Consider the following 20293-nt stretch of genomic DNA (forward strand, 5'->3'; position numbering starts at 1 on the left):
ATATGGTCTACCAATCAATCCAGTGGTAGAGGTAGAGGCGGTAGCCGATCCACTTCAGGACTTCCATCCGGGCCATGCGGCGGCCATTAGGGGTTGCTCGGTAGCCGTGGCCATCCCGGTGGGCACTGACAAAAGTCAGGTCAAAGCCATACTGGCGGTTGGCCCGGCGGAAGGTCAGCATGGTCCGACGCATATGGTAGTCGCTAGTCACCACATTGGCACTGGTCCAGCCCCGGTCGGCCATGATAGCGAGGCTGTTCACCGCATTGGTCCAGGTAGAAGTCGCCTGGTCTTCGGCCACTAGACTCTCCGGCGGCGCCCCCTTCTTCACATAAGTGGGAAAGATATCAAAATCTTCACGCGCATGGCGGGGCGACACCAAGAGATAGCCCGTCTGGCTGTAGCCCGCCCTTAAGAGATCCACAGCCTGGTCACTCCGTTCAGGTGCCGGCCCCTCAGCCACCAGAATAATATCAGCTGGCTGGGGTATTTGGCCGGTGTCCAAATGATAATAGAGATAGACTAGGCGGGCAATCATTAACAAGATAGCAAGAAATCCGATTCCCAAATAAAACATGACAAGCCCTCCTTTCAGCGCTTGCCCTATTCTAGCAAGTTTCCGAAGACTTTGCTTGTTTTAGCTCTCCAAGAGCCTTTTAATCCCTGTTTGAGCTTAAATAATTCGCCAAAAACGCCTCAATCCGCTCATAATAGCCTGACTGGAACTTAGCTTCGGCATGGCCGCCTACTTGAAGGAGGAAGAGTTCTTTAGGTCCCTGCTTCTTACTGGCATAGAGTTCCTGGGCCATTTCCACTGGCACGAAGTCATCTTTTTCGGTATGGATAAAGAGAATGGGCAATTCACTCTTAGCCACATAGTCCTTGGGTTCAGCCCAGCGGATATCGTAGCCCGCTTGGAGCCGGCCCATGAATTCTGCCATGTAGAGGATGGGAAAGGCTGGGAGATTAAAGCGCCATTTCAATTCTGAAGCAAAGATATCCCAAGTTGAGCTATAGGCACAGTCCGAGACAATGGCCTTAACTTGCTTGGGCAGGGTCAGACCCGAGGCCATCAGGACACTTGCCCCACCCATGGAGGTACCATGGTAGACAATTTCCGCTTCCGGGTCTTCTTTGACCAACCACTTGGTCCAGGCTAAGAGGTCGTCCTTCTCAAAGTAGCCCATCCCGATATACTTGCCTTGGCTGGACGCATGGGCACGTTGACTGTATGTCAAGACATTATAGCCGGCCTCATCGAAGTGCCTGGCCAGAAGATTAGACTCGTCTTCACTGGACTGGTAGCCGTGGACGATAATCACCCAGCGCTGGTTGGCTTTGTCCTGCTTAATCTGGTGGCCGTAGAGCTTCAAGCCGTCTACTGACTGGATGGTCACCGGCTGGCGTCGCTCACCCACTTGGTCTAACCAAATCGCCCGCTCTTCTTCTTCCTTATCCCGGGCCCGGTCAATCACCAATTGGTCCGCTGACCGATCAACCACTTCTTCACGGTTCTCTGCCCCTTGCTGGGGGACCAGGGCATAATTCACGAAATAAGAGCCTACCCCATAAGTAGCCAAGCCCAAGAGAAGCAAAATTATGACTAGACCGTACAGGCAGCCTTTTCTTCTTTTTTCTTTCAACTGATCGCTCCTTATATTGTTTAATAATTTATATTTTAAACAATTAAAGCTCGCTCTTCAAACTTTTTATTAATAGCAATTTGCTTGAGGGCATCGCGGAGCTCTTCAAGTGCGGCATCCGTCGTGGCCCAGCTGGTGACAAAGCGGAGGACCACTTGGCCATCAAGGTCTGGATTCCAGACGCTAAAGCCGACATAATCAGCCAAGCGCTCGGCTTCTGCTGGCGACAGGCAGACAAATTGTTGGTTGGTATAGGAATCCGTATAGAAGCTATAGCCCGCCTCCGCAAATATTTCTTTGACAGTCAGGCCCTGCTTGACCGCATGCCGGCTCAAGTCAAAGTAGAGGCCATCCTTAAATAATTCCTCAAATTGGATGCCGAGCAGGCGGCCCTTGGCGACCAAGCCCCCATGTTTTTTCACCAGGGCGGGGAAATAGGCCGGTGCTTTCCTCTGGCTAAAGACTACAGCTTCCCCACAGAGGGCACCGATCTTGTTGGCCCCAATATAGAAGACATCGCACAAGTGAGCCAATTCAGCCAGGGTCAGGTCGGCTTCAGGACTCATTAGGCCGTAGCCGAGCCGGGCCCCGTCAATGTAGAGGGGCAGGTCGTGGGCCTGGCAGACCTGGTAGATGGCTTGCAAGTCTGCTTTAGAGTAGAGGGTGCCGAGTTCACTTGGATAAGTGATGTAAACCATGCCCGGAGCCACCATGTGGGCGCGGTTGGGATTAGCTTCAAAGGCTTGCAGATAGGCCTGGAGCTGGTCAGCTGACAGTTTACCCTGGTCATTCGCTAAGCTTAGGATCTTATGGCCACAGGATTCAACAGCCCCGGTCTCCTGGGTGTTGATATGGGCGGTATCTGCCGCCACCACCCCGCGGTAGTCCGTCAGCAGGCTATCAATTACCAGCTTATTGGTCTGGGTCCCTCCTACCGTAAAATAAACTTCTGCTTCAGGGCAAGCACAAGCACGCCGGATGGCTTGGACCGCCTGATGCGTATAAGGGTCCTGCCCATAGCCTGGCACTTGGTCACGGTTACTTTCCATCAGACGACTGAGCAAGCGTTCATGTGCCCCCTCTAAATAATCACAGGCAAAAGAAAACATATTGAGCCACCTCTCATTTTAAGTTTTAATTCCTTTTCTTAAAATTATATGTATAAATAATAGGATGTCTAATCAGTTTTTTACTCTTCTATCATAAAAAAACCTTTATTCACAAGAGCTTAGAACAGAATTTTCACGCAATTCATGTTAGAGTAAAGATAGGTTATTTTTATACTTTAAATCAAAAAAGGAGGTTTTTTATGCCATTTTTACGTTTTCTTCTAGCCATTGCCTTGGTCTATGGAGCAGGCCGCTTAATCCAAAAAATCAAACTTCCTGCCATCCTAGGCTGGCTCCTATGCGGCATGGTTGTGGGTCCTAACCTGCTCAATCTTTTTCACGAGAGCATCACTGGCCACCCCGCCTTCCAACTCTTGGCGACCCTGGCCCAAGTCATTGTCGGTATCATGATTGGGTCCAACTTAATCGTAAGTAAAATAAAAAAAGTTGGGACTTCCATCTTTAAACTCGCTATCTGGCAGATGCTAGGTATTTTCCTGATGGTCAGCCTAGCTTTTGGCTTGATTTTCTCTTGGATAGGGGTGCCTTTCCTGATTGCCATTATTTTCGGGGTTATCGCCATGGCCACAGCCCCGGCCCCCGTGCTATCAGTCATTAACGAATACAAGACAGATGGGCCACTCTCACGGACAACTGTTTCCATGACCGTCATGAATACCCTCTTAGTAAACATCATCTTCTATTTCTTCATTTCGGTCGTCCAATCACAAGTGACTGAGGCTTCAACTTCGGCTGTACTCAACCTGTCCTTGATGATGGTCCTTCCGATACTGATCGGTGTCGGCCTAGGTTATCTAGCCGGTCGTTTCTTATCCGGAGCGGAAGAATCAGGTATCGGTCGCTTCCTCACGACTATTGTATTGACGACTGCTATCATGCTAGCAATTGACCATTGGCTCTACCCTAGCCCCATGGCCAATTACATCATCCTGGGAGCCGCCTTCTCAGCCGCCCTGGTCAACGGTATTTCAGATGACCAACGCGAAGCCCTAAGTGATGACTTTAGCCCCATCCAATCAGCTGGACTCTTGCTTATCATCTTGAACCTCGCTGCCCCACTCGATCCTGGCTTGCTCGTCCAAGCTGGCGTCTGGAGTTTGGCCTATATTAGCTTCCGCCTACTTGGAAGCTTTATTGGGTCTTATCTGGGAGGTAAGCGCATCGAAGCAGACCCCAGCGTCCAAAAATACCTGGCCTTAACCATGATGCCCCATTCCGGTATTTCCCTCGTCTTCTCCTCCATGGCAGCCCAGGCAATTGGTCAGGCAGCCAGTGACCTCGGCGCCAGTATCCAGATCATCATCCCTGCTGCTGCTCTAATCAATGAGATTATCGCTGTACTCATGGCTAAGAAGGCCTATGAATGGGCCGACGAAACGGACCAAGCCGAAGACGATGATGACTATGTGAACGAGGACACCTCTTATTGCACACAGAGTCGGGATACTCGCTACTACGATTATTAACATTTAAATTTAAAGGAGGACTTCTAATGACTCAAAAGAAACCAAATATTATTTTAATTTTTGCCGACGACTTAGGAATGGGTGACGTATCTGCCTTCAACCCTGAGTCCAAGATTCATACCGAACACATTGATGCCCTCGCTCAGGACGGCATGCGCTTCACTGATTCCCATGCCACCAGCGCCCTCTGTACGCCCTCAAGATATGGGCTCTTAACCGGCCGCTACAACTGGCGGTCTCAGCTCAAGAGTATTGTCATCCCTGGCGACGCCCAAAGTCTGATTGAGAAAGACCGGCGCACCCTCCCTCAAATGCTCAAGGACCACGGCTATCAAACAGCAGCCATCGGTAAGTGGCACTTGGGGATGGAATGGACCTTAAAGGACCACAAAGACTATGAGCGCTATGGTGTCGACGGAGACAAGTACCGCGAGCAAGAGGCGGACTATCAGAAGGGCCGCCCTTACTTCGGCAATGCCACAGCGGAACCCATCTTCCGGGGAACAGACATCGATTATAGCCAACCGATTAAATTCGGGCCGCTCAACTATGGCTTCGACTACTTCTACGGGACGGCAGCCAGTCTGGACCAAGGCCCCTTTACCATCATCGAGAATGACCGGGCCCTCTACCAACCTGAATACATGGCCGGGGACCATAATATTTCTCGGGTTGAGCCTGAAACCAACCGCTCCATCGAAGCCGGCGTGATAGCCCCTGAGCACAGCCCCTACCATGTCCCAGACCAAATGCAGGCCAAGGCACTAGACGTCCTAGATGATATGATTGAAGCGGATGCCCCCTTCTTCCTCTACTATCCTAACCACCTGGTCCACGGTCCGATTATTCCTCAAGAACGTTTCCGCGGTAAGTCAGGGATCGGTGACTACGGCGATTTCGTCCTCCAACTGGATGCCTATGTCGGTGAAATAGCCGACAAGCTCAAGGAAGCTGGCATCTACGAAGACACCCTATTCATCTTTACTTCCGATAATGGGGCCTCTCCGATTGTCGATATTGACCGCTTGAAGGAAGAAGAAGGCCACGACCCAAGTAATGGGCTCCGCGGGCATAAGATGCATATCTGGGAAGGGGGCCACCGGGAACCTACGATTGTGACCTATCCGCGAATGATTGAAGCCAACACGGTTTCTAACCACATGGTCTCCCACTCCGACTTCTACAACACCATCGCCGATATCCTCGGTGAGGACAAACGCGATAATGTCGCTGAAGATAGCTACTCCAACCTCCCCCTCTGGCAGGGTGAGGACCAGGCTATCCGTGAAGACATCATCCATTCAGCTGGTAACGGGGGCTTCTCCATTCGCCGTGACTTCTGGAAACTCATCATGGTCAAAGATGGCGGCCTAGGCAGTTATGACCGCAATGTGGACAGCTATAAAGAAACCTTCCAAGCAAGCGAACTCTATGACCTGCGCGATGACCTCTCCGAAAGCCACAATGTTATCGACGACCATCCGGATGTTGTGACTGAATTGAGCCAAGCCTTGGTCGACTACATCAAGGAAGGCCGATCAACGCCTGGTGAGCCTCAAACCAACCAAGCCGACCTACCGACCGGTGACTGGGAACAAGTCGCCTTCATGCCAGACTATGAAGACTATGTCCAAGGCCTTAACCAGGCAGCCGTAGAAAAGGGACAAATCAGCCAGGAGGAATTGGACAAGAATTCTGCCCTTAAGGATAAGGACTAGAACTATAAAGATAATCTCTAAAAAAGCAAAAGCAGTCTAGACGCTATTTATTTGGCGCCTAGGCTGCTTTTTCATCTTCTCTTATTTGAGGCTTAGCGCTTGACTAAGCGGAGTTTTGACTTGCTAATGAGGTAGGCCGTGGTGGCAAAGACTAGACCTCCTATGACATAAATCAGGGCCTTAGCCCAGTGCCATTCGATTGGCCGCCCGTCCAAATAAGGAAAGACCACTTCCATCCAAAAGATCATGCCCAGGGTCCACAAGAGGCCAGCGCGGAACATTTGCTGGCGGAGTTGACGAACGGCTTTTTTATAATCTTTGGCATCATAAAATTCCGTATCGGTTAGCCGGTACTTGCGGGTTTTAGCTAGGATGTAGAGGGAATTTCCCATCATGATCAGAAAGAGAAAGATGGTCCCCAAGCTGACCTGACCCTGATGGATATCCCAAATCAAGCTGATTAACATCAAGATGGCAATGGCATACTGGGTCACAATTCCAGCAAAAGCTAAAACTTCATTCAGTTTCTGTTCTTGGTATTCATCACGGTGGCCGACAAAGCCAAGGTAGTGTTGGATAATACGTTTTTTCATTTAAGTTTCCTCCCCATTCCAAAACAATTGGTTTAGATCAGTTCCCAAAGCATGAGCTAAGCGCAGGCACAGGTCGAGCGACGGATTATACTTATCATTCTCAATTAAATTGATGGTCTGCCGAGCCACCTCCACCCGCCGAGCGAGTTCCGCCTGCGAAATACCTATCTTTTGGCGGTAAAAGCGCACATGGTTCATGGCCTCTCCTCCCTTACTGTCATCTATATATGACACACTCCCAGTTTAACTTAAAGTCGAAGAAGTGTCAAATATAAGTGACATATTTAAAATAAGAAAGGCGAAAGGACCAGCTAGCTTAAGCTAAGCTTTCCTTTCGCTATAAACGAATATATCGATAAATCGGGGTTAAAGATAAAAAGCTTGTTGGTCAAGTCGACATCCAACAGACCTAGCAGCTGAGAAAATTGCTTCCCCGTCTACCTGGCCTGGAATGGCAGGGGTCAAGTTTAATTCACAGCGCGGCCCCCTGTAGAAGGCGAGGTGCTTGGAATCACCCTGGCCCTTACGCCATAGAATCTGGTAGAGTAAGCCCGGAATCGCCCGCCAATCCAGGTCATGGACCACTACAAGGGCCAGGTCGTCCTCTAGCTCTGCTACCCGGGGATCAAGCTGGATACCCCCACCAAAGTAAGGATTCAACATAACCGCTACCAAGCTAACATCAGAAAAATGTTGGCTGTGACCGCTTAGTCTTACATCGAGGGCAAAATTAGGAACGCGACGCAAGGACTGAAAGAGGCTCACCAAATAGCGGACCCGGTTTGCCCAGGGGACTTGCCAGATTCCTCCCTTGGCTTTGAATCCTTCACTTTCATGGATGACCTGGCCATCGAAACCAAAGCCCAGGCTATTGACAAAGACGCCCCCAGCCTTGCCTAGGCTGGGATCGATACGACCAATTCTAAGCCGGCGAACCTGGCCTTTAAACATGGGGGCGAGCAAGTCTTCGATGGTCTCTTTGCCTGCCTGGTAGTAGCGGCTAAAATCATTGCCCGTCCCGGCTGAAACAAAGGCAAGAGGCAGGTCGAGGCCCCGGTCGGCCAAAAGATTCACCAATTCATGTAGACTTCCATCCCCACCAACCAGGATTAAGCTATCCTCTTCTTTAAATTGGCCCAAACAAGCGGTTAAGAGCTCTCTCATATGACCAGGATACTGGGTCAAATAAATCTGATAGTCCACCCCCCAGCTCTCTAAATAGCTAGTGACTTCGTTTAAGCGTCTCCTCCCTCTCCCCATCCCCGATTTCGGGTTACAGATAATATGCATGCATTCCACAAGCCATTAACTCCTTTACTTCTCTAGATTTACCTAGAGCAATCTAAACACAGTTCTTTTTAAGTTAAATGGTGAATGCGTTCATCACATTTTGCTATTGAATTATAACTACCATCACTATAAACATTATTTTATATATTAGCAGTCAATAATTTTAAAAAAGCAATTGCTACATTAGCTATTTTGAGCAGTAGTGGAGCTTTGAAGTTGGTCCTTAGCCATGAACAAGCAAGCAAAGCGAATTACGGATCGTTGGCGCAAGCCTTACGAGCCGTTTGAGACTTGCTAGGTGAGAAGAAGGTAGCAACGCTGCTCGCGCAGCCTTGAACTTCATCTCTAAGTCGCTTCGCTCCAAGAGCTGAAGCTGCTCGAGCCGATGCTGCTCGAGCCGTTGGAGCGCTAGCGACTTACGGATATAGTACAAAACGGCTTTAGCCGTTCTTGACCCTCTAAAATTTAAGGACCAAATTCAAAAGCGGAACGGATGCTCACCAGCGGAACGGATGCTCACCAATACAATTTTATACAAAAAAATTCATCCAACCTTTTGTCCTATTTTATCAAATTTATAAGCTAAAGCAAGCACAAAAAAGCACCTGCCATGGGCAAGTGCTGGAAAAGTTCTTGGTCGCCAATTCTTAACGTTTTGAGAATTGAGGCGCTTTACGAGCTTTCTTAAGACCTGGTTTCTTACGTTCTTTCATACGTGGGTCACGTGTGAGCAAGCCAGCGTCTTTTAATGGTTTACGGAAGTCTGGATCAACTTGCAGTAAGGCACGGGCGATACCGTGACGAGCTGCACCTGATTGACCAGCGTAACCGCCGCCGTTAACGTTGATGTATACATCATATTGACCTTCAGTTTGAGTAACTGCTAAAGGTTGTTTAACGATAACGAATAGTGATGCGTATGGAAGGTAGTCTTCCATTTCTTTGCCATTGAAGACGATCTTCCCATTACCAGGTACTAAGCGTACACGGGCAGATGAGTTCTTACGACGTCCAGTTGCTTGATATTGTGCTTGTGCCACTAGCTGTTCCCTCCTTAAATTAAGTCCTTGATGTCTACAGTTTCAGGTTGTTGTGCTTGGTGTGGATGTTCCGCGCCAGCATACACATGTAAGTGTGTGAATTGTTGACGACCTAATTTGTTCTTAGGAAGCATGCCTTTAACTGATAATTCAATTAAACGTTCAGGTTTTTCCTCACGTAAAGTCCCTGCAGTTGTTTCGTAGATACCACCTGGGTAACCTGAGTGGTGGTAGTATTTCTTATCAGATGCTTTTTTACCAGTTAATTTAACTTTTTCAGCATTGATGATAATGACTTGGTCACCAGTGTCTACGTTAGGGGTGAAAGTTGCTTTGTTTTTACCGCGCAGCATGGATGCTGCAACTGTTGAAAGACGACCTAATGGAATATCTGTTGCGTCTAAGATAACCCATTGGCGTTCAACTTCGTTAGCTTTTGCCATATATGTTGTACGCATTATCTACTTTTCCTCCGTTTTTCTTGACTGATTGTTGCAATTCACAATTGATTTCCGGGGCAATCGTGGGGCAAACAATACCGTTTAATATCATACCTTATCCGCCAATAGAAGTCAATCCCTAAGCTTAATTTTATTTGGAAATCTTGTTATAATATCAGTAAGGAGGTGCCCCATGAAAAAAAGCAATGCTCTAGCCTTCCTCGTCGAAGGCATCCCAATCCTGACCCTTACCGGCCTAGTTCTCTCCCATCTTTTCCGCAAGAAAGATAAGAAGTCGTCTGCAAAATAATGCACCATAAACGAAAAGAAACTGGAAACAAGGCCCAGTTTCTTTTTTTCGTCAACTTTAAACGCTATTGCCCACACCCTCCAGTTAGGCTCGAAAAGGCAGAAAAGGAGTGACTTCGGTAAAAGGGAACGACCGGCTAAAGCCGTTCTTATCCCTTTTACCTCCAGTCATCCTTTTCTAACCGCCTTTGCTCACACCCTATAGGTGGTCAGCATGGAATTTCAAATGGTCTCCGATAAAGGTCGAAATGGTGTAATAGGAATGGTCATAGCCTTCTTCCTTTTGATAGCGGACCGGATAGTTAGCGACTTCTGCTGCTTCTAGGAAGGCACTTTCGTCCAATTGCTCAGGGTAAAATTCGTCTGCTGTGCCTTGGCTAATGAAGATAGGAATTTCATCTTTAGCTTCCTTAACCAAGTGGACAGGATCCCACTCAGCCCAAGTACTTTCGTCAGGTCCGAGATAGGCAGTGAAGGCCTTGCGACCCCAGGGGACCTGAGTCGGATTTGAAATGGGTGCAAAGGCCGAGATGCTCTGGAAGCGATGGGGATTTTTCACTCCCATCACCAAAGCGCCGTAACCGCCCATGGAATGCCCCATGATGGCTTGTTGGCTAGAACCATGGGGGAGGCAGTCTTCAACGAGCTCAGCGAGCTCTTCCAATAGATAATCATACATCTGATAGTGGCTAGCCCAAGGTTCCTGGCTGGCATTGAGATAGAAACCTGCGCCTTGGCCTAGGTCATAGGCCTCATCATCGGCGGCTTCTGATCCGCGTGGGGAGGTATCGGGAATTAAGACTGCTAATCCCAAGTCTGCTGCATAGCGCTGGAAGCCCGACTTGGTGGAGAAGTTCTGGTCATCACAGGTCAGCCCCGACAAGAACCAGACCAGGGGCACTGGACGGTCTTGGGATTCTTTTGGCAGAAAGAGGCTAAAGACCATCTCACAGCCAAGGACCTTGGACACATGCTTGTAGCGGACCTGGTCTCCGCCAAAAATTTTCTTACTTTCAATTAATTCCATGGTTAAACCTCCTAGAAAGTCAGAATATCTCGCAGGGATTCACCGTTCTCTTGCCATTCGATGGCTTGTTCAATATCGTCAAAGGCAATGCGGTGGCTGATGAAGGGCTTGAGGTCAATGCCACCCTCAGAGTATTCTTCCACTAATTCGCTGAGTCCCGTACGTCCGGTGACGCCACCAAAGGAAGTTCCTAGCCAAGTCCGACCGGTAATCAATTGGAAGGGACGGGTTGAGATCTTGTCATTGCCGGCAGCTACGCCCATAATAACACTTTCTCCCCAGCCCTTGTGCGTGGCTTCTAGACCAGCATTCATCACGTCGGTATTGCCCACACAAACAAAGCTGAAGTCAACCCCGCCATCGGTCAATTCGATAATTTCTTCCTGGACAGGGCGGTCCAATTCGCTCGAATTAATGAAGTCCGTCGCCCCGAAGTCGCGGGCTACTTCTTCTTTGTTAGAATCGATATCGACTGCAATAATACGTTCGGCTTGTGATCGCTTGAGTTCTTGGATGGCAGCTAGACCCAGCGTCCCGATACCAAAGACAGCCGCACTTGCCTTCTCATAAACGGCAGCATCATTGCGGACAGCCCCAATCCCGGTTGTTACCCCACAGCCCAAGAGACAGACTTCATCCATGGGCACTTCGGGATCAATCTTGGTCAAGGCAATCTCAGGCAGGACGGTATATTCACTGAAAGTGGAGGTCCCCATGAAATGATAGATGGGCTTACCCTCATAAGAGAAGCGCGGCCTTCCATCGGGCATCACGCCTTGGCCTTGGGTTTCACTAATGGCTGAGCAGAAGTTCAAGCCTTTCTGACAATAGTCACATTTCCCACATTCTGGCTTCCAGAGAGGGATCACATGGTCGCCCACTTCAACACTCTCAACGCCATCCCCAACTTTTACCACTTCACCCGCAGCCTCATGCCCCAAGATACAAGGGAAAATAGCCGATGGGTCATCACCTGATAAGCTATAAATATCCGTATGACAAACCGAAGTGTAGGCAATCTTAACCATTACCTCACCTGGATGCGGATCCTCAACATCTACTTCAACCATTCTTAAATCATTAGGCCCAAAAGCCACTGCTGCTTTACTTTTCATGCTATCCCTCTTTCTGTTATCGCTTGCTAATTTGCACCACTATTACTGATTCTATCATGACATAAAGCCGCCCAAACTACAATTAAAAGCCCTTTCATTATCCCTTCACTTGCCTCTCGCAAAAAGAACATTTATTGTTTATAAACTGCCCAGAAACAATTAGTTTATTATTAGAAAAAGACCTTATCAAAATACATCACTCCCTGATTGACTGCGCTTTCATCATTATATCGAAAGCTTATTGATCTTGTTTAAAGTTAATGACAATTTTATTAATAGAACAATTATTGTTTTTAGATTAAGTGTTATTAGTTTGTGAAATCGCTGTCAACGTGTATAATAAGATTGTGAAAGAGTTAGTAATAGATTTAACTTTAATATAAAGGAGAATGCCAGATGAAAGTAATTGTAATTGGCTGTACCCATGCCGGAACTGCTGCAGTAACAACCATGTTAAACGAGAACGAGGACATCGATGTTACGATTTATGAACGGAACGATAATGTCTCCTTCCTCTCATGCGGGATCGCCCTCTATGTTGGTGGTGTCGTTAAGGATGTTGACGGCCTCTTCTACTCTAGCCCCGATGCCTTAGCTGAACTCGGCGCCAATGTGAAGATGGAACACGATGTCTTAGAACTCGATCAAGCCAACAAGAAAGTCCAAGTCAAAGACTTGAAAACAGGCGAAGTCTTTGAAGATAGCTATGACAAGTTAGTGCTTTCTTCAGGTTCTTGGCCAATTATTCCTCCAATTGATGGCTTGGATCTTGACAATGTTCTTCTCTGCAAGAACTTTAACCATGCCCAAGAAATTATTGCTAAGAAGAACGATAAGAAACGGATAGCTGTTGTTGGTGGGGGCTATATCGGGATTGAACTTGTTGAAGCCTTCGCTGAAACTGGCAAGGAAGTTGTCCTGATCGACGGCATGCCTCACCCACTGAGCAAGTATCTCGATAGCGAAATGACCGATATCTTAGAAGAAACCATCCAAGAACATGGGGTTGAAATGCACATGTCTGAATTTGCGGATGGCTTTGTTGGAGATGAGAATGGGGCTGTCAAAGCTGTTCGGACCAACAAGGGCGAGTATGAATGCGACATGGCTATCCTCTGTGTCGGTTTCAAACCTAACAATGAACTCTTCGGCGACCTCAAGACCTTCGATAACGGTGCTTTAATCGTCGATGACTTCATGCATACCTCTGACCCAGATATTTACGCTTGTGGCGACTCTTGCGCCGTGAACTACAACCCTAATGATGGCCATGCCTACATTCCATTGGCTACCAATGCCGTTCGTATGGGGAACCTAGTTGGTAAAAATATTAAAGAAGACCGCGTTAAATACCGTGGTACCCAATCCACTTCTGGTCTGAAACTCTTCGGCTGGAACATTGGCTCGACAGGGGTTAACGACGGCTCTGCTGAATCATTCGGCCTAGACACTCGTTCTGTCTATGTCAAAGACTTTTATCGTCCCGAATTCATGCCAACTAATGAAGTCGTTCATATGAAACTTGTTTACGAAGTAGGCACTGGTCGGATCGTTGGGGGCCAATTAATGTCCAAGTATGACATTACCCAATCTGCCAACACCCTCTCCTTGGCCATCCAAAACCATATGACCATTGAGGATTTAGCCTATGTCGACTTCCTCTTCCAACCTCACTTTGACCGCCCATGGCACTATCTCAACATCCTAGCCCAAGCGGCCCTAGACCAAGAAGCTAAGTTAGCTGAATAATTCACAGGATAAGAAAAAATTCCCAGTCCATCTGTGACTGGGAATTTTTTTGCCTTCAATAGCTGATTTAGGCCCATAAAACATGATACTAAGCAGAGATCGTCATAAAGAGCATGGCCGTCGCAAAGACCCAAAAGAAGAGGCCAATGCCAATAAAGAGCAAGTACCACTTATTGCGCGACCGTTTGTATAAATAAAAGGACGATCCTACCAATAAGAGCGACACCACAATGCCAAGAAAAATAACAACTAACAGAACAAACGCCTCCTCTTCCTATGCATCAAAATCTGCTTCCTTCTTAAAGTTCAACCACTGGGCAGTCTTTTGAGCCCGGTCTTCTGCTGATAAATAGAAAACTTCATCCAAGTAGAGGCCATGAGCGGCTGCAGTGGGTCCTGCTTCATTGCGGTCTCGAACTTCAAGCAAACGGGGCATCTCCTCAATCGGCTTGAGCCCGTCACCAATTTGGAGCAGGGTGCCCACCAAAATACGGACCATATTGTACAAGAAACCATCCCCCTCGAAGAGGAAGTAATAGCTAGAGGGGGCTGCTCCCGGGTGTACTTCTGCCCGGTAAATGGTCCGCACAAAATTCGTCTTATCGGTATGGGTCGAACAAAAGCTTTCAAAATCATGCTGCCCCTTAATATAACTAAGAGCCTGGGCCATACGGTCAAGATCCGTTTGATAGGGATGGTGGAGGGCATAGTGGCGCTTGAAAGGGGACATGAAAGGCCCCCCTTCCACCCGGTAGATGTAGCGCTTGCCCGAGGTGTGGTAGCGAGCGTGGAAAGTGTCTTCCACCGCTTCAACCTTCTGGATACAGATACTATCGTCACAGATACTGTTCAGGGCACGCAGGAGCGCCTCTTCAGCTATCGGCGCCGGGTAATCGAAGTGGACCACCTGACCATAAGCATGGACCCCAGAATCTGTCCGTCCAGAGCCATGGACATTAATCGTCTGGCCCTTGGTCATCAGTTTTAAAGCCCGCTGCAGTTCCCCCTGGATACTAGGTCCATTGGGTTGCACTTGAAAGCCAACATAGGGACTGCCATCATAGGCCAAAGTCAGCTTGTAACGTTGCAAAAAATCCCTCCTTAATCTTTGAGTAAAAGAAGTCCTAGGCAGACCAGACCTACCACGACAAGCGATAGCGTATCTCGGCCCTGCCAGGTCAATTCCCGGTACTTGGTCCGCCCTTCTGCCCCGCGATATCCCCGTGCCTCCATAGCCGTGGCCAGGTCATAGGCCCGGTTAAAAGCATTGACAAAGAGCGGGATTAAGATTGGAATAAAGGCTTTCACCCGTTCGAAGATATTGCCTTCATTGAAGTCTACGCCCCGTGCACGCTGAGCGTTCATAATTTTATCCGTCTCATCAATTAAAGTCGGAACGAAGCGCAGAGCAATAGAGAGCATAAGCGCCATTTCGTGGACAGGTAAGACCTTACGGAAAGGTGAAAATAAACTTTCAAGGGCATCGGTTATGGCTAAGGGTTGGGTGGTCAGGGTGAGCAAGGTCGAAATAAAGATAATCAGGACGAAGCGCAAGAAGATAAAGGCCGCATTCATCAAGCCGTCCTTTGTCAACACTAGGAAGCCCCACTGCCAGATAACCTCCCCGGTCCGGGTGAAGAAGAGCTGCAAGATCACCGTAAAGAGAATCAAGACTACCATGGGCCGCAAGCCCTTGATAAAGACTGACAGGGAAATGTTCGTCAAAGCCACCATAAACATGACAAAGGTAAATAAGAGAGCATAGGACCAGACATTATTGGCAAAGAAAATAAAGATTAGGAGAAGAACCATAGCAATCAACTTAGCACGTGGGTCTAAGTAGTGGATGAAGGAATCCCCCGGTAGGTAACGTCCTAGGATAAATTTATCCTTCATTGGAGTCTAACCCCCTTCCTAAATCTGCCAGGATAGCATCGGCTAAGTGGTCCACTGTCAGAGCTGTCCCGCTTAAGGGCCTGCCCGTTTGAGCTTCATAAGTCCGGGCAAAGTGCAGGCTATCTGGCAAGTCCAACTGGTGCTGGTGGAGCCAGTCAGGATCCTGAAAGATTTCTTCAGGACGGCCTGAGCGGATACAAGTGCCAGCCTCCATGACAATGACATGGTTGGCATACTTGGCCACGTCATTCATATGGTGGGAGACCAAAACCACTGTCAAGCCCTTGTCCTGGTAGAGCTGGTAGAACATTTCCAGCATTTCTTTTTGGCCTTTAGGGTCCAGACCAGCAGTCGGCTCATCCAAGACAAGCACTTCCGGTTGCATGGCGAGGATCCCGGCAATAGCCACCCGGCGCATCTGACCGCCTGATAATTCAAAGGGGGACCGGTCATGGAGCTCAGGAGCTATGCCTACCAAATCTAAGGCTTCCAAGGCTCGTTCCCGTGCCTCTTCTTCGCTGGCACCATAGTTCTTAGGCCCGAACATAACATCGGCTAAAAGGGTTTCTTCAAAGAGTTGGGATTCCGGAAATTGAAAGACCATGCCGACTTTTGCTCGCAAGTCCTTCAAGCCTTTGCCCTTGCTTTCTGAGTTCAGAACAAAATTGCCCAAACGAACCTCCCCAGAGCTGGGAAGGAGCAAGGCATTGAGGTGTTGAATCACTGTCGATTTACCAGAACCTGTATGGCCCACCAAGGCTGTAAAGCTCTTATCTGGGATAGTTAAGGTCACATCGTGCAGGGCCTGCATCTCAAAGGCTGTTCCTGCACCATAAGCAAAGCCTACCTGGTCGAATTCAATTTGCATAGATAGTCCACCAACCCTTCTTCCGTTAAATAAGCTTCTGGCATGTCAAGTCCCCGTGCCTGGAGGGCCTCCTTTAATTGTTCTGCAAAGGGAACGTCCAAACCCATCTCTACCAGGGCCTGGCCCTCCTTAAAGATTTCTTCTGGGCGGCCCTTTTTGACAATTTGCCCCTGGTTCACGACAAAGATTTGGTCTGCCATAGCAGCTTCATTGAGGTCGTGAGTAATGGATAGGACCGTCATCTCCTGGCTCTCCTTAATGTCCTGCATCAAAGAGACGACCTCATGCCGGCCTTCTGGGTCTAGCATGGCCGTCGCTTCATCCAAGATAATAACTTCTGGTTGTAAGGCGAGGACGCCCGCAATGGCCACTCGCTGCTTCTGTCCGCCAGATAGGCTAGAAGGCTCCCGGTCCTTGTACTGACTCATATTGACCTGGTCTAAGGCCCGATTGACCCGTTCAACCATTTCGCTTCTAGGAATGCCCGCATTCTCCAAAGCAAAGGCCACATCGTCTTCTACTGTCGCCCCAACAAACTGATTATCCGGATTCTGGAAAACAAAACCAATCTTTTGGCGGATCTCCCACACTGTCTCTTCGGAAAGTTCTTGACCGTCCACATAAATATGGCCGGATTGGGCCTCCAAGAGCCCATCGATGAGCTTAGCCAGGGTCGATTTCCCCGATCCATTATGGCCAATAACGGCTAACCAGTCCCCTCGTTTAATCTCAAAGGATACCCCCTGGATGGTGGGCCTCTCTTGGTCTTCTTGATAGGCAAAGATTAAGTCCTCGACACGAACGATCGTATCTTCCATAGCTGCCTCCTTAATTAAAAGGACCCTACCGCAAGTCCGGCAGAGTCCATTATTCTTTGTTTAATCAGTTGAGTTGCCAAACCGCCTCTAAAGGCTGAATGGTCAACCCTGCCACATATTAAGGTGATACTTACAGTTTACGCTAAAATGCTTAAGACTGCAATCATAAACTTATGAAGCGAGGGTCAATCTTGGCTCTTCTTTTCCTGGTCTTCAGGAAGTTCTTGGTGCTCCGATTCATAGATAGCCCGGGTCACAAAGGCCACCCACTGCTTACGTCCTTCATCATTGAAGTGGACACCATCGTCGCCTAGCCAGCTCGGTGCGGCCTCCTGACTATTGAAGTAAGCATTCCAATCCAGGTAGTGAACCTTATCCCCTAATTGATCAGCGGCGGTCTTGAGATTGGCATTCACCTCGTCGCGCCAAGGCCGGTTAACATGGGTATTGACCAAATAAATGATTCGATCCTTGCCGATCTGTTCCACCATATCAACAATTTGCTGGCTAGAGAAGCCGCCATTGGCTCCCAAGTTAATGACCACTGGATTAAAGAGGGCCTGGTTGGCTTTAAGCTGTTCAATCACCGGCGCAATGGCATAGACTTGCCTCCCCACTTCCGCACTGATATAGGAATTAGGATAAGTAATCGACAGCACTTCAGAAGCTCCTAAGAGCAAGGAATCACCGATAAAAGTTGCCTGGAGGTTATGGGCCATCTGCACCTGTTCTTTAGGAAGAGAGGAGAGGAAGCCCTGTTGGTCGGCTGGTAATTGGTCGATATAGGCTTTAATTTCTTCTTCGCTGGCCGGATCTGACACATTACCCTGGGCGATGGCTTGGTTTTGCTTCTTTAACGCTGCCTTTTGCTCTTCGGCCTGGCGGATCTGGTCGGCCGTTTCATGTTCAATCGGTGCGAGGGCGAGCGCGACCCCAGTCCCCACTAACATCGCGAGATAGGCCCAGAAAGCGATCCGGCTAGTCAGAGGGGTCTGAGGAGACAAGGCCGCTCTGAAACCTGATTTTAACTGGAGGGGGACTCCCTTAGGCCGGTTGAAGATGGGAACGTAGGCCTTCCGATGAACCACCACAATATGGGTCAGCGCCCCGAGGAATATAATAAGAGCCAGCTGCCAAGCAATCGAGGAGACGAAGAAGTTAGACGACTTGGGCGCTGAACGGAAGATAATGAAGACAGGATAGTAGAAGAGATACATCCCATAAGTCATCTGCCCCAACCAAGATAGGGGACGGAAGCGTAAGAGCTTGGCGATTAAGTTGCCTGGCAGGGTTAAGAGAACCATAAAAGCAAGCACTAAGAGGTCAAAAACAAACATCCCCCCGTAATAGGTCAGACTCCATGAATCCGTTAAATAGCGCATCATGAAGAAAATGAGGCCCCCGATTCCCAAGGTCAAGAGCGAAGTCAACCAAGTGGCCCCCTTCTTGATGATCTGACGGAATTTGTCCGTCTGCATCATTGTTCCAGCTGCGGCCCCTAGTGCAAAGCTGAAGAGCCGGGTATCCGTCCCATAGTAGACGCGACTCGGGTCCTTGCCTGGATCAAAAAGTACCGCCATCAGTATGGCACTCAGAACAGCTAGGATGAGGTAGAAGCAGGAAGCCCCTTTAGCAGACTTTAAATAGGGCCTGATCAAACGAACCAGGGCCGGCCATAAGAAGAGGAACTGGGCATACATGCTCAAGTACCAGAGATGGGTAAAGATCGAGGGGTGGGCGAAATCCGCAAAATACGAGCCCCCTGCTAGGATCTGCGACCAGTTATTGACAAAGACCAAGCTGGAGAAGAACATACGCGGTAGGTTGGTCAAAAGGTCAAAACGGAAGACCAAGAGATAGCAGGTCCCCACCACCAGGACGAAGAGCATGGGCCGGAAGAGTCGCCCCAGTCGCCTGAAAAAAGTCGACCAAAAGTGTGGGAATTCTCCCGTCATCTGATATCCCCTCTCCAGCCGTCCACTAATTAAGAAAGCTGAGAGGATAAAGAAGATATCTACAGCTAAAAAGCCCCCTGGTAGGAGGTGTTTTGTATAATGATAGAAAATAATAGCCAGCATCGACAGAAAGCGTAGGCTATCAAAGGGTCTAAAATATTTACGTTTGGACAAAGTTGCCCCTCCTCATCGATAATAATCCAATAATAGCACTAAAGCGCCTGACTGTCTTCAAAATCCCAGATTATTTTCCTTAATTTTATAAATAAGCGACCATCTAGACTTATTACACATTCAAGTTCGCTTAAAAAAGCGGCAGGCGTATCGACTTCCCATCCAAATCGGACTAAGACACTGCAAGCTACACTTAGGGGACTTAACTGTGGCCTCCTCCCCATTAAGCCACATTAGCCCTTCTCAATTGTGGCTTAGAACTTAGTCACCCACATTCGCAGTAATTGATTGTGGGTTGACAAGAATTAACACCCACTGCTAAGCCTTAATTGTGGCTCCACATTGATTAAGCCACACTCCTCATGCTTAATTGTGGCTTGGGAGAGAGTATAGACAAGAACTAGTTGCTCTTGTACTCCCGCTAGCCTTCACACCCTGTCTAGTCGAGTTCGACTTGGCAGGCTTGGAGTGATGTCACAAGTAAGGAACGAGCGAATTCTTCGCTCTTATCCTTACTTGCTCCAATCATCCAAGCCTAAGCGCTAAGTCTCACACCCTGTCTAGTCAGGTTCGCAAGAGCAGCTTTTGAGTGCTTTCGCAAGTCGGAAACCTGCAAGCGATGCTTGCCCTTATTCCGACTTACTCCAAGCATCCAAAGCTAAACGCTCTTGCTCACACCCTATCTAGTCGGGTTCGCAGTTGCAGACTTGAAGTGGCTTCACCTAATCGGAACGATCGGCTAAAGCCGCTCTTTTCCGATTGGGCTCCAGTCATTCAAGTCTGACCGCAACTGCTCTCACCCTTCCTAGTCGGGTTCGGTCACGCAGAAGTGGCTCCTTCACACCCTATAGTTGGGTTCGAGGATGCAGAAAGGGCTCCTCTTCGCAAAAGGACGTCGAAGGCTTGCAGCCTTCTCTGTCCTTTTACTCCAGAGGTCCCTTTCTCCCGCATCCTCTCACACCCTTATATAGTCGGGTTCGGGCTGGCAGAAATAGCTCCTCTTCACCAAAATCCGCCGAAGACTTTCAGTCTTCTCTGGCTTTTGGCTCCAGAGGTCTATTT

Annotated in this window: 18 protein-coding genes; 3 read left to right on the top strand and 15 right to left on the bottom strand. The window is 48.6% G+C overall.

Annotated features, from left to right (window positions below):
- Positions 1 to 7: 7 nt before the first annotated feature.
- The 3 genes from QP860_RS08895 to QP860_RS08905 all read right to left on the bottom strand — a co-directional run bounded on the left by QP860_RS08895 (position 8) and on the right by QP860_RS08905 (position 2752).
- Positions 8 to 577: a YdcF family protein gene (locus QP860_RS08895; protein ID WP_083294255.1), complete on the bottom strand. Its 570-nt coding sequence runs from the start codon at positions 575 to 577 to the stop codon at positions 8 to 10.
- A gap of 79 nt (positions 578 to 656) precedes the next feature.
- The gene (locus tag QP860_RS08900) at positions 657 to 1643 is read right to left on the bottom strand and encodes an alpha/beta hydrolase (protein WP_070616396.1); all 987 of its coding nucleotides are present in this window, start codon (positions 1641 to 1643) and stop codon (positions 657 to 659) included.
- Between the two features lie 35 nt (positions 1644 to 1678).
- On the bottom strand, positions 1679 to 2752 hold the full coding sequence (locus QP860_RS08905; RefSeq protein ID WP_284912588.1) for a threonine aldolase family protein: 1074 nt from the start codon (positions 2750 to 2752) through the stop codon (positions 1679 to 1681).
- Between the two features lie 200 nt (positions 2753 to 2952).
- Here QP860_RS08905 and QP860_RS08910 point away from each other — a divergent pair, with 200 nt between their 5' ends.
- Positions 2953 to 4239 carry a cation:proton antiporter gene (locus tag QP860_RS08910; RefSeq protein ID WP_284912589.1) on the top strand — a complete coding sequence of 429 codons (1287 nt, stop codon included), beginning with the start codon at positions 2953 to 2955 and terminating at the stop codon, positions 4237 to 4239.
- A 26-nt stretch (positions 4240 to 4265) separates the two neighbouring features.
- Complete coding sequence (locus QP860_RS08915; protein ID WP_070616391.1) at positions 4266 to 5957, top strand: sulfatase family protein; 1692 nt, start codon at positions 4266 to 4268, stop codon at positions 5955 to 5957.
- A gap of 92 nt (positions 5958 to 6049) precedes the next feature.
- On the opposite strand, the gene QP860_RS08920 is transcribed toward QP860_RS08915, so the two are convergent.
- From QP860_RS08920 to QP860_RS08950, 7 genes are all read right to left on the bottom strand, one after another.
- Positions 6050 to 6550: a DUF3278 domain-containing protein gene (locus QP860_RS08920; protein ID WP_284911006.1), complete on the bottom strand. Its 501-nt coding sequence runs from the start codon at positions 6548 to 6550 to the stop codon at positions 6050 to 6052.
- A complete protein-coding gene (locus tag QP860_RS08925; RefSeq protein WP_070616388.1) occupies positions 6551 to 6748 on the bottom strand; it encodes a helix-turn-helix transcriptional regulator in 198 nt (65 codons plus the stop codon).
- Between the two features lie 168 nt (positions 6749 to 6916).
- Positions 6917 to 7840 carry a diacylglycerol/lipid kinase family protein gene (locus QP860_RS08930; RefSeq protein WP_284912595.1) on the bottom strand — a complete coding sequence of 308 codons (924 nt, stop codon included), beginning with the start codon at positions 7838 to 7840 and terminating at the stop codon, positions 6917 to 6919.
- A 647-nt stretch (positions 7841 to 8487) separates the two neighbouring features.
- Positions 8488 to 8880 carry a 30S ribosomal protein S9 gene (gene rpsI, locus QP860_RS08935; protein WP_070618589.1) on the bottom strand — a complete coding sequence of 131 codons (393 nt, stop codon included), beginning with the start codon at positions 8878 to 8880 and terminating at the stop codon, positions 8488 to 8490.
- 14 nt (positions 8881 to 8894) lie between these two features.
- The gene (gene rplM / locus QP860_RS08940; RefSeq protein ID WP_070618587.1) at positions 8895 to 9338 is read right to left on the bottom strand and encodes a 50S ribosomal protein L13; all 444 of its coding nucleotides are present in this window, start codon (positions 9336 to 9338) and stop codon (positions 8895 to 8897) included.
- Between the two features lie 490 nt (positions 9339 to 9828).
- The gene (gene fghA, locus QP860_RS08945) at positions 9829 to 10656 is read right to left on the bottom strand and encodes an S-formylglutathione hydrolase (RefSeq protein ID WP_284912590.1); all 828 of its coding nucleotides are present in this window, start codon (positions 10654 to 10656) and stop codon (positions 9829 to 9831) included.
- Between the two features lie 11 nt (positions 10657 to 10667).
- Complete coding sequence (locus QP860_RS08950) at positions 10668 to 11771, bottom strand: alcohol dehydrogenase catalytic domain-containing protein (RefSeq protein WP_070618581.1); 1104 nt, start codon at positions 11769 to 11771, stop codon at positions 10668 to 10670.
- Positions 11772 to 12167: 396 nt separating this feature from the next.
- Between QP860_RS08950 and QP860_RS08955 the strand changes: the two genes are divergently transcribed.
- Positions 12168 to 13520: an FAD-dependent oxidoreductase gene (locus QP860_RS08955; RefSeq protein WP_070618578.1), complete on the top strand. Its 1353-nt coding sequence runs from the start codon at positions 12168 to 12170 to the stop codon at positions 13518 to 13520.
- Positions 13521 to 13794: 274 nt separating this feature from the next.
- Here the strand turns inward: QP860_RS08955 and truA are convergent, their stop codons facing one another.
- From truA to QP860_RS08980, 5 genes are all read right to left on the bottom strand, one after another.
- Positions 13795 to 14610 carry a tRNA pseudouridine(38-40) synthase TruA gene (truA, locus tag QP860_RS08960; protein ID WP_070618575.1) on the bottom strand — a complete coding sequence of 272 codons (816 nt, stop codon included), beginning with the start codon at positions 14608 to 14610 and terminating at the stop codon, positions 13795 to 13797.
- Between the two features lie 11 nt (positions 14611 to 14621).
- Positions 14622 to 15416: an energy-coupling factor transporter transmembrane component T family protein gene (locus tag QP860_RS08965; protein ID WP_284912591.1), complete on the bottom strand. Its 795-nt coding sequence runs from the start codon at positions 15414 to 15416 to the stop codon at positions 14622 to 14624.
- Positions 15406 to 16284, bottom strand: a complete 879-nt coding sequence (locus QP860_RS08970; protein WP_284912592.1) for an energy-coupling factor ABC transporter ATP-binding protein — start codon at positions 16282 to 16284, stop codon at positions 15406 to 15408. The genes QP860_RS08965 and QP860_RS08970 overlap by 11 nt, the downstream gene beginning before the upstream one ends.
- Complete coding sequence (locus QP860_RS08975) at positions 16260 to 17102, bottom strand: energy-coupling factor ABC transporter ATP-binding protein (protein WP_284912593.1); 843 nt, start codon at positions 17100 to 17102, stop codon at positions 16260 to 16262. The genes QP860_RS08970 and QP860_RS08975 overlap by 25 nt, the downstream gene beginning before the upstream one ends.
- A gap of 185 nt (positions 17103 to 17287) precedes the next feature.
- The gene (locus QP860_RS08980) at positions 17288 to 19231 is read right to left on the bottom strand and encodes an acyltransferase family protein (protein WP_284912594.1); all 1944 of its coding nucleotides are present in this window, start codon (positions 19229 to 19231) and stop codon (positions 17288 to 17290) included.
- Between the last annotated feature and the right edge of the window lie 1062 nt (positions 19232 to 20293).

Source organism: Aerococcus sp. UMB1112A, assembly GCF_030230715.1.
In the GTDB taxonomy this organism is placed as follows: Bacteria; Bacillota; Bacilli; order Lactobacillales; family Aerococcaceae; genus Aerococcus.

Bases quoted from the DNA above. Each gene is read 5' to 3' on its own strand.
- QP860_RS08895 (WP_083294255.1), bottom strand. From the start codon at position 577: ATGTTTTATTTGGGAATCGGATTTCTTGCTATCTTGTTAATGATTGCC.
- QP860_RS08905 (WP_284912588.1), bottom strand. From the start codon at position 2,752: ATGTTTTCTTTTGCCTGTGATTATTTAGAGGGGGCACATGAACGCTTG.
- QP860_RS08910 (WP_284912589.1), top strand. From the start codon at position 2,953: ATGCCATTTTTACGTTTTCTTCTAGCCATTGCCTTGGTCTATGGAGCA.
- QP860_RS08915 (WP_070616391.1), top strand. From the start codon at position 4,266: ATGACTCAAAAGAAACCAAATATTATTTTAATTTTTGCCGACGACTTA.
- QP860_RS08920 (WP_284911006.1), bottom strand. From the start codon at position 6,550: ATGAAAAAACGTATTATCCAACACTACCTTGGCTTTGTCGGCCACCGT.
- QP860_RS08925 (WP_070616388.1), bottom strand. From the start codon at position 6,748: ATGAACCATGTGCGCTTTTACCGCCAAAAGATAGGTATTTCGCAGGCG.
- QP860_RS08930 (WP_284912595.1), bottom strand. From the start codon at position 7,840: ATGCATATTATCTGTAACCCGAAATCGGGGATGGGGAGAGGGAGGAGA.
- rplM (WP_070618587.1), bottom strand. From the start codon at position 9,338: ATGCGTACAACATATATGGCAAAAGCTAACGAAGTTGAACGCCAATGG.
- fghA (WP_284912590.1), bottom strand. From the start codon at position 10,656: ATGGAATTAATTGAAAGTAAGAAAATTTTTGGCGGAGACCAGGTCCGC.
- QP860_RS08950 (WP_070618581.1), bottom strand. From the start codon at position 11,771: ATGAAAAGTAAAGCAGCAGTGGCTTTTGGGCCTAATGATTTAAGAATG.
- QP860_RS08955 (WP_070618578.1), top strand. From the start codon at position 12,168: ATGAAAGTAATTGTAATTGGCTGTACCCATGCCGGAACTGCTGCAGTA.
- QP860_RS08965 (WP_284912591.1), bottom strand. From the start codon at position 15,416: ATGAAGGATAAATTTATCCTAGGACGTTACCTACCGGGGGATTCCTTC.
- QP860_RS08970 (WP_284912592.1), bottom strand. From the start codon at position 16,284: ATGCAAATTGAATTCGACCAGGTAGGCTTTGCTTATGGTGCAGGAACA.
- QP860_RS08975 (WP_284912593.1), bottom strand. From the start codon at position 17,102: ATGGAAGATACGATCGTTCGTGTCGAGGACTTAATCTTTGCCTATCAA.